Consider the following 9221-nt stretch of genomic DNA (forward strand, 5'->3'; position numbering starts at 1 on the left):
CTGCGTCTGACGGCTCATCTGCTGACTCTCACTACTCGCCCGGGTTGAGAGCTCATGGTTGTGCTTGGTCTGGGCATTCAACTCCACCATCGAAGAGCTAATCTCTTCCAGCGAGGCTGCCTGGGTTGAGGACTGCTCAGCCAACTGCCGACCTGTACTCTCCAACACACCCGACTCCTGCTGGACCTGACGAGAAGACCACTCCACGTGCTGCAGAGCGCTATTGAGTTGAGAGACCATCTGACGCATTGCTTCGGCCATCTGGCCAATCTCATCTTCCTGCTCAACATCAACTTGTACGGTCAGGTCCTGCTCTTCGGCAATGGTTTGCAGGGCCAGGGCAGTCTGGGTGACTGGCTCCGTGATGTTACGGGAGAAGAAGAGGGCCAGTTGGACCACCAGGGCCACGACACCCAGCAGCAGGACCAACACTACCAGAGCAAGGATCCAGACAGGGCGCAGGACTTCAGAAGCCTGGATCTCAGTGATCAGAGCCCAGGTTTGATCATGGACATTAATCGGAGAGAAGGAAGCCAGCACCCAGTCGCCATTGTAGTTTTGATAGAGACCAGTGTCACTCTGACCCGCCAGGGCCAAGCGGACTGGCTCGGTGTCAGCCCCATTGAGAGAGACCTCTCCACTGAGAGAGGAGGCCAGGTTACGGTTGGGATCACGGGTGCTGGTTCGTAGTTTGAGGTCAGGACCCACCAGATAGGACTCTCCAGTCTCTCTGAGACCGGTGCGTTGCAGCATCACTTCATTCAGGGCGCTGTCTGACAACTGTAAGGCAACCAACAATTGAGTATTTCCCTCCCCCTCTTGAACACCAGACCACGTTTTAATAAATGCCTGCCAATCATCCTCTTCCTGGGATGAAGCCCTTAGGACTGGATTCACTAGAAACGCAGCAGGAGCCATTCCACTTGGAGCGTATGACTCAAAGTCTATGAAGCTTATGCTTTCTGCACTGATCGCTTGTCGTACCACTCTGCCCAAATTACTCTCTGAGTAGGGTCCACTCAGGATATTTGTTTGGTAGTCGACATCCTTGGCAACAGTGTAGAAGATCTCACCATCTGGATGGATCAGAAACAGATCATAGTATTGATTCAACTCTACATAGCTAGCATAGAATTCAGCCCCCTCCTCGTCTCTTGGATTGAGTACTTCGCTGACTGCCATCTCACTGACTATCACCCAGTTGAATTTTTCAAATGTAAAAGGACTCCATGCACTTAGCACATACTGGTTCAGATAATTTTTCACTACACCCACTCCCGATTCTCCAAACAGACCCGCCTGGACAGGAGCCGTATCGATTATTGTCCCTCTGACGAACGAGATCTCTATCGAAAAATTTTGAGGATCTAGAAAAGAATCGGAACGCAAGCGTAGGTCATTGCCAACTAGATAGGTCTCCCCAGTCTCTCCTAAACCGCTACGATCACTCATCACATTCTTGAAACGATCCACAGGGAACTGGAAAATTACCACTCCCAATTGGGTTTGGCCCGTCAATGTTTCCTCAAAAATGGGAACCGCCATGAACGCAGCTGGAGCATTAAAACTAGGCCAATAGGGCTCAAAATCCTCAACAAAAAACTCACCGGGAGCATCCGCAGAGTTGGCTAGCTGAAAAATTCTCCCCAACGCTGTCTCAGCAAAAGGTCCATCTACCAAAGAAGTACCAAAATCGAGTTCCTTGAAAACGGAATAAACAACTCGACTGCTTTTAGAATCCACAAGGAAGATGTCATAGAATCCATACGTTTGCAGATAGTCTCGGATGAAGGGCTGCAGTTCAGAGTGGAGCCTACTGTAAGCCGTTTCATCGGGTTTGTTGAGCGCATCTTTCAGCCCAATTGGATTAGGATTATTGACAATAAAAGCATGCTGCAAAGCAATGCTTGCATCGTCTAACTTAGAGAAATATTTTTCCGTCTCTGGGGCTGTTCTACCATTCAATTGCTGGTAATTATCAGTAAATTCGTTTTCCCAGTATCCTCGTAATTCTTCTCGCATTCTATTGAGATCGGCCTCCTTTAGATTTTGCTCTGGAATATAATTTCGAAAAAAATTGGGCAAAGCCCACATGCTCTCAACAATCAGCTTATTTTTGGCTAAGTCGATGCTCTGGGCTTTAATTGTCTGCAGGTACTCCTGCAACGCTATCTGTTTTGCATCTCGAATTGCAGTCAACTTATTCTTTGCAGCTATCTGAAAACTTTCTACTGTCTTGCCTGTCACTTCCAGATCACTTTGCTGCTGAGCAAAATAAGTCTCTAGCTGCTGCTGTTTATTCTCACGCAGTCCACTCAGTTGTTCGTAGGTTTGTGTAACTAGTGAAGTAGTAGCCACTAGTACACCAACAGCTGTTAGCAATATGGCTGGTACAAAGCCCACAAGCAAAAAACTGCCAACCAGCTTGCGCTGCATTGGAATGTCTTTAAGTCGCAAGGTCTTCTCCTTGTTACAGGAACAGGACTAGGAAGATTTGAAGGACTCGGGAATATTTTCAGAGAGGACGAGGAGGTGAGAGCGGCAGTCGGGAATTACTTGCCAGATTCCAACACGTAGATGAATTCCTTGGCTTCGTGAAGTGTACAGTCCGTATAGCTGCGAACTAGTTGAATGGCTTCAAATTTACGCCCAGCGTTCAGCAGTGCTAAGACTTCTGCCTCCAGTTCTGCCTCTTCTTCTTGGTCCATCGTCCAATTCTCCCAATCTGGAAACCATTGGTTGTCATATAACCAGTTATTGAGAAAGTACACTTGGGTTCGTAAGACAAGCAAGTTACAAAGAATTGCGCTGCCGATACTTAACAGTAGAGCTTCTGCCTGAGTAACAGGAAGATATTGTGGCAAAACAAGGCTGGTTGAGCCAATCAAAGCCATCCAGGAGAGTGCACCAGCCCAGGGCAACCATCTTCTAGGCGCTGTTTGGGATGACGGAAGCAGATCTTCTGAAGAATCCTGCGATCGCTCGTGTTTGGCTGCTTGCATGTCACCCGGTTTCACAAGATAGAGTGATTAATAAAGGGATATCTCTCAATTTGCAATCACCATTCCTTTTCAGAAACAGCACTTAGAACCTAAGCTGGCAGGGAATTATTGTAGGAAGGGGTTGTGTTGCTTCTCGTGACCAATCGTTGATTCAGGTCCGTGTCCAGGAACAAACGCAAAATCATTATCCAAGAGCAGGAGTTGGGTACGAATGGACTCCAGCAACTGTGCATGGTTTCCACGTGGGAAGTCAGTCCGACCAATCGAGCCCTGAAAGAGCACATCACCCACCCAAACCCGGCGGGACAGTTCATGGATCAGCACCACATGTCCGGGAGTGTGTCCTGGACAATGACGAACCTGTAGGGTTTGTTCTCCAAAAGTTACCTCGTCACCCTGACGGAGCCAACGGTTTGGTAGAAAAGCAGACACCTTTGGGAAGTTGAAGTAGCGACTCTGCTCATCTAAAGCTTCAATCCAAAACAGATCATCTTCATGGGGACCCTCTACCGGAACACCAAGTCGCTCAACCATCTCTCCTGTCGCTCCAACGTGATCTAGATGACCGTGAGTCAGGATGATCTTCTCCAGAGTAAGATCTGCTTTTTCCAGAATTCCCAGTAAACGATCCACTTCCCCCCCTGGATCCACAAAAGCAGCTTGGCGAGTTGCTTTACACCAGATCAAAGAACAGTTCTGAACAAAGGGGGTGACAGGACAAATCCGATAACCGAGACCAAACATCAAAGCTCCAAAGGAAGGAAAATTCAGGAAGGATCCTCGCAGACTCTCTCAAAGGTGGCAAAGGTCCGGCCATAACACTGACCTAGATCACAGGCCTTGCGCCAGTCAGTACAGGCGGGCTCGCGCTGTTTCAAGTAATAGTATGCATTGCCACGCAGATAGTGTCCTTCTGCGTGCTCTGGGTATTCCAAGAGCAGTTGGTTCAGTTTCTCCAAACCTACTTCATAGCGATGAGCCCGCAGATGGGCTTGCCCCTGACGAAGCAGAGACTGTTCATGGTTGTAGCTACGAACTTCCTCTTGAAAAGCCGACTGGGCCAACAGCGTAATTGGCCAGCATAACCCGCCAAGAAAAAACCAGATCCACCACAAATGACTATTGTTCCAAACCATCAGGATTGGGAGGTTCTTACTCGTTCCCAAAAGAAAAAGGCACCCCAGCCCACCACAACCGGCAGCACTCCTACCAGCAGAAAATTGGACACATCGATGCCCTCAAAAAAACGCAATCGATTGTCTTCAAAATTAACCACCAGGCTGGTGAAGACATGAAAAATCACCCACATACCTGAGAATGCAGCAAAGACGAAACGCTTTCCTGACACTATTCTTCCTCCTCCTCTGTTGAGACAGGGCTGGGTGGCCGAGCCTGCACTTGGTTTCTTAGCCAGATCAGGTGTTCCCAGCGACCACTTTCTCCAAAATCTTCTTTCAATTGTTCTTCGTAGACGGGACGGCGAACCGAAGCGGCACCTTCCACAGCCCAACCGACACTGTCCGCATACTTTTCAACATATTCCAGTGCATCTGTCTTGTGACCTTGGTCTACCCAGTCTCCCAAGACCAAGAAGCAATGTCCACCTGATACCGTCACTTGCCGCATTTTCAGCATACACGTACGGAACACTTCTTTCCACTGTGCAGCCGAATGCTGTCGTCGTGTGCCAATCTCCTTCAGCGCAAGTTCCTGAATGGAGAAGTGCAACCAGCGCAACCGTAAGCGATGATGATCAAGGTAGTCATAGGTTCCTGGATAGGGCGGACTAGTGATCAGACAATCGAATGGATCACAACCTTGTGGCAAGCTCAATTCCCGCACATCCTGCTGCCAGATTTGTGGCCGCATTTTTGGGTCAGTCAGACGTCGACTCAGATCCTGCTGACGTTCCAGCACCTCTCGGGTTTTTCGCTGCATCCACAAAGAGAAAGCTCCACGCGGGAAATTACCTTTTTCCTTTTTTTCGCCGTCATTCCCTTCTTCAATGCGACGGGAAAACTTACCAACCAAACTGGAAAAAACAAAGCGTAAGGTATCTCGATCTGGACCTGGATAGAGCTGTTCCAAGCAATCCGACCACTGCAGCATCTCAGCAAAGATATGGGGTTGGTAGTGGGTTTTCAGCATGGACAAGTGGGGATGCTCGACTCGAATCTTATCACGACGCCGTCGCTCGACTTCGTTTTGGAGGAATTCCAAGGCATTCCAGACCATTACAGCATGCTTGGGCAGACGACCACGGCAACGTTCCCTAGCAACCAGTGCTGCAATCGGATTAATGTCGTTGCCTGTGACCTCCCATCCTCGGCAAAGGCTCTCAACCAATAGCGTTCCCCCACCCATGAAGGGATCACACAAGCGGGGTGACTGGCCCTCATGTTCCTGTGCCAACCATTTCAGAATGGTACGAGGCAAATTGGGGTGGAAGCGAGCAGGATAGGGATGCAACCCATGGGTCAAGGAATAGCCTTCACGTCCCTGAGGAGGAGTGCGCAAGGCATTCTCCAGCATCCTTCCTTCACGTCCTTGGTGACGAGATTCAAGGTTAGCTTGAGAGGCAGAACGTCGAATGCGACGAAACTTAGGTTCAGTTTCAGCAGTCATTGGATCTTGGGAAAGAGTTCTTGTTCAGGCACTACCAGGATCACCAGTTTTTAGTGCAACTCGTCCTTCTGCGTTTCCAAGTGCTTGGTAGGCATGATAGCGAGCCTGATTGCATCGTTCGCACTCGCAGCCAAGCTCATCCTTCAGCAGAGCTTCTTCTTGAGATGCAAGTAGTTCGCGCAGCGCTTCATAGAGTTTTGGTGCAGCAGCCAGTAGGTGTAGCGTGTTTCGCCACTCTTCATCTTCTTGGGCAGGCAGTTCTAGGATGGTCGTTCCTTCCTTCGTACAAATCCGGAAGCAGTGGCGCTCGTAGTGATAGTGGAGTTGCCAGGGTCCGGGAAGGTACGCCAATTGGCTCATTCGGTCTTCTGCAGCAATATCAACCGATAGGACTTGTGCTTCGAGAAAGAGGCTCCACTCGTTCCTCCAGAGAAGTACTTACGATTGATCTTCTCAATTTTCTTGCGGTAGATTTTGGAAACACCCCAAGCCAACCAGGCCGCATTGCTACGGGTGTAGTAGGCAACGGCATTCCAGATTGGTTGAACAACCTCGCGGAGCAGGCTGTCCATCAGATCCAGAGAAGGAGCGGTTTCTTTAGTGATGTCTTGATCCAATAAGATTTGTAGAGGATATCCACCAAGCACCTGATAGAAATTTTCCAATCGATGGCCCCCACTAATTGGACTCTTCGTATCAGCAGGAATCGTGAAAAAATCACAGACCAGCAAATGCCCTGACGGGTTCAGGCGAGCCAGCGTTTCTTCTAACGCTGCCTCCAAGTGGAGATACTGAAAGCTCTCACTGCAGAGGACCAGATCATACTTTCGATCCGTCTTCAGGTCTTCGTAGCGGCATTCAAAGATCTTCACATCCGCCCCCAACAAACCTCGAGCGTAATTCGTCAGGTAGGGACTGGGCGAAACACAGTCAACCTCGTAACCATGCTCGATCATCTTTTGAGCAAACTTCCCAGAACCACAGCCTACATCCAAAATACGTTTGACTCCCTTTGGGATCGTCTCTAGCAACAAGTTGGCGTAGTTTTCTTGAGCCTGTAGCACATTGGCAGGTTCAACACTCAGTTCGGGCGTCCAAAAACCATAGTGCAGATACTCTGTCTTGTAGAAGTGACGAGCGACTGCCAGACCAACGTCCAGTCCAATTTCTTTGAGTTCAACCTTGGGCGCTTGGGATTCCATGATGGTTTGGTGAAGAGGGAGGCTACTCAAATAGCCTCCCTGCGGTAGGAAGATCAGCCCTTTTGGGCCATGTAGCGAATCAAGTCAAGAACACGATTGGAGTAGCCAATCTCATTGTCGTACCAGGAGACCAGCTTGAAGAAGTGATCACCAATGCCAATTCCAGCAGTTGCATCAAAGATAGAGGAACGAGCATCACCAATAAAGTCAGAGGATACCACTTGGTCCTCAGTGTATCCTAGAACACCCTGCATGCTTCCTTCTGCAGCAGCCTTCATGGCAGCGCCGATCTCTTCGTAGGAAGTAGCCTTTTCCGTGCGCACTGTTAAGTCGACCACTGAGACGTTGGCAGTTGGTACTCGAAAAGCCATTCCAGTCAGCTTACCTTTAACCTCAGGTATACAAAGCCCCACTGCTTTGGCAGCTCCAGTGCTCGAAGGAATGATATTCTGGAAACCTCCTCTTCCTCCACGCCAGTCTTTCAATGAGGGTCCATCAACTGTTTTCTGGGTCGCTGTGACAGCATGTACCGTCGTCATCAAGCCTTCTTCAATCCCATAGTTGTCCAAGACAACCTTGACAATAGGTGCCAAGCAATTGGTGGTGCAGGAAGCATTGGAAACTACATGGTCACTGCCCGGATCGTAGTCGTTATGATTAACACCCATCACCAGGGTTTTCAGATCACCCTTTGCAGGCGCTGAAATTACAACTTTCTTGGCTCCCGCTTGGAGGTGTCCTCCTGCAGTCTCGGCGTTAGTGAAGAGGCCTGTTGATTCAATTACGTAATCAACACCAAGATCTCCCCAGCCAAGATCAGCTGGATTACGCTCCGCTTTGCACTGGATGGCTTTGCCATTGATCAGCAGTTGATTACCGTCAGAAGCGACTTCGCCTCTGAAGCGCCCATGAGTCGAATCATACTTGAACATGTAGGCTAGGTTTTCTGAAGGGAGCAGATCATTGATTGCTACAAGTTCAAGATTCGGGTCATTTGCACCAGCCCGGACGACCATGCGCCCAATTCTTCCAAATCCGTTGATACCAATACGAATCGCCATGGACTTCTCCAGTTCTTAGGTACTTATAGGGGGTGAATCAATTTTTATGTTTTTCGGTAATGCCATCGGGACTACCGATGATGAGTCGGTCTGTCATATCCACAAAAAGACCGTTCTCAACCACTCCGGGCAACTGATTCAGCTGGTGGTTGAGCCTAGGGGCATCTTCTATTTGTGACAGGGCGCAATCGATGATGTAGTGACCTTGATCAGTGACAAAAGGCTTTCCTTCTCGTTGGCGCAGAGTAGGAACGCCTCCAAATTGTTCTAATTGTCGCCTGGTGACTTCCCAACCAAAAGGAATGATTTCTACCGCTAGAGGGAAAGCCCCAAGACAGTCTACACACTTGCTGACATCCACCATGATAATGCGTTGACGAGCTGCTGAGGCGACAATCTTCTCTCGGAGCAAGGCACCTCCTCCTCCTTTGATCAGATTCAGTGCAGGGTCTACCTCATCTGCCCCATCCAAGCAGAGATCAAGTACTGGTTGCTCTTCGAGGGTAGTCAGCGGAACACCTTCCGCTACAGCAAGTTGTTGTGTTGCCTCAGAGGTTGGCACTCCCTGAATACGTAGGCCATGGCGGACTCGCTCACCAAGAATCTGGACCAGATAGCTGGCTGTCGTTCCGGTTCCCAACCCAAGTATCATTCCATCGGTGATCAGTTCTGCCGCTGCTGCCGCTGCACGCTGCTTGTTGTTAGATGACACCATCTTCCTTTAGCCATTCGATCAGGGTGTCACGAAGTTGTTCTGGCTCAAAGCCAAACTGCTTGCGGAGTTCTTTCTCTGGTGCAGAAGCACCAAAATCGCTGTAGCCCAGCAGATAGTCTGCGTACTTGCGCCACGGTCCTTCACTACCAGCTTCGATCGAAACCACCAATGAATCTGCAGGAAACAAGTAGTCTTGGAAGCTCGGATCCTCGTATTCCATTGCCTCAATGCAGGGCATCGATACATGGCGAGTCGGGATTCCAAGTTGCTGAAGTTCCAAGCGCAGTTGCTGGGTTGCTCCACCTTCAGAGCCTGTCGAAATTAAAACTAGACCGGGACAGTCTGGATTTTTCAGAGAGTAGGCTACCTTCTCATCCAGTTCATAAGAAAAATCCTGAACAATGTAGGCACCACGTAGCATATCTCGCGGATCAAAGTCCTCCATCCGCTCCAGCAATGCTGTCTTCTGACGAGTCAGCAGGATTGCAGCAGGAGTAAAAACATGATCACGGCCAAGCACGTAGGCCCAAGCTGCAGCAGTCTCCAGCGCATCTGATGGACGCCAAACTTCTAATTCAGGAATCAAACGCAGTGCCCAAGCATGCTCAATTGGTTG

At 49.4% G+C, this 9221-nt stretch carries 11 protein-coding genes; all 11 read right to left on the bottom strand.

Annotation, left to right across the window (positions count from 1 at the left end; genetic code table 11):
• A partial coding sequence (locus P8O70_09975; protein MDG2197199.1) for a methyl-accepting chemotaxis protein occupies positions 1 to 2457 on the bottom strand: 2457 nt, incomplete at its 3' end.
• A gap of 95 nt (positions 2458 to 2552) precedes the next feature.
• A complete protein-coding gene (locus P8O70_09980) occupies positions 2553 to 3002 on the bottom strand; it encodes a hypothetical protein (protein ID MDG2197200.1) in 450 nt (149 codons plus the stop codon).
• 105 nt (positions 3003 to 3107) lie between these two features.
• Positions 3108 to 3746: an MBL fold metallo-hydrolase gene (locus P8O70_09985; protein MDG2197201.1), complete on the bottom strand. Its 639-nt coding sequence runs from the start codon at positions 3744 to 3746 to the stop codon at positions 3108 to 3110.
• A gap of 23 nt (positions 3747 to 3769) precedes the next feature.
• The gene (locus P8O70_09990) at positions 3770 to 4138 is read right to left on the bottom strand and encodes a hypothetical protein (GenBank protein MDG2197202.1); all 369 of its coding nucleotides are present in this window, start codon (positions 4136 to 4138) and stop codon (positions 3770 to 3772) included.
• Entirely contained in the window at positions 4138 to 4350 is a 213-nt protein-coding gene (locus P8O70_09995; protein ID MDG2197203.1) for a hypothetical protein, read from the bottom strand. The genes P8O70_09990 and P8O70_09995 overlap by 1 nt, the downstream gene beginning before the upstream one ends.
• On the bottom strand, positions 4350 to 5627 hold the full coding sequence (locus P8O70_10000; GenBank protein MDG2197204.1) for a DNA adenine methylase: 1278 nt from the start codon (positions 5625 to 5627) through the stop codon (positions 4350 to 4352). Before P8O70_10000 ends, P8O70_09995 begins: the two co-directional genes overlap by 1 nt.
• 24 nt (positions 5628 to 5651) lie before the next feature.
• On the bottom strand, positions 5652 to 5987 hold the full coding sequence (locus P8O70_10005; protein MDG2197205.1) for a hypothetical protein: 336 nt from the start codon (positions 5985 to 5987) through the stop codon (positions 5652 to 5654).
• Positions 5984 to 6859 (bottom strand): class I SAM-dependent methyltransferase, encoded by an 876-nt coding sequence (locus P8O70_10010; GenBank protein MDG2197206.1) that lies wholly within the window; start codon positions 6857 to 6859, stop codon positions 5984 to 5986. The genes P8O70_10005 and P8O70_10010 overlap by 4 nt, the downstream gene beginning before the upstream one ends.
• A 23-nt stretch (positions 6860 to 6882) precedes the next feature.
• Complete coding sequence (gene gap, locus P8O70_10015; protein ID MDG2197207.1) at positions 6883 to 7890, bottom strand: type I glyceraldehyde-3-phosphate dehydrogenase; 1008 nt, start codon at positions 7888 to 7890, stop codon at positions 6883 to 6885.
• A gap of 37 nt (positions 7891 to 7927) precedes the next feature.
• Complete coding sequence (rpiA, locus tag P8O70_10020) at positions 7928 to 8605, bottom strand: ribose-5-phosphate isomerase RpiA (GenBank protein ID MDG2197208.1); 678 nt, start codon at positions 8603 to 8605, stop codon at positions 7928 to 7930.
• Positions 8592 to 9221, bottom strand: a 630-nt coding sequence (locus P8O70_10025) for a hypothetical protein (GenBank protein ID MDG2197209.1), incomplete at its 5' end; no start/stop codon positions are given. The genes rpiA and P8O70_10025, both read right to left, overlap by 14 nt.

The sequence above is a fragment of the SAR324 cluster bacterium genome, from assembly GCA_029245725.1.
Lineage (GTDB): Bacteria > SAR324 > SAR324 > SAR324 > NAC60-12 > JCVI-SCAAA005.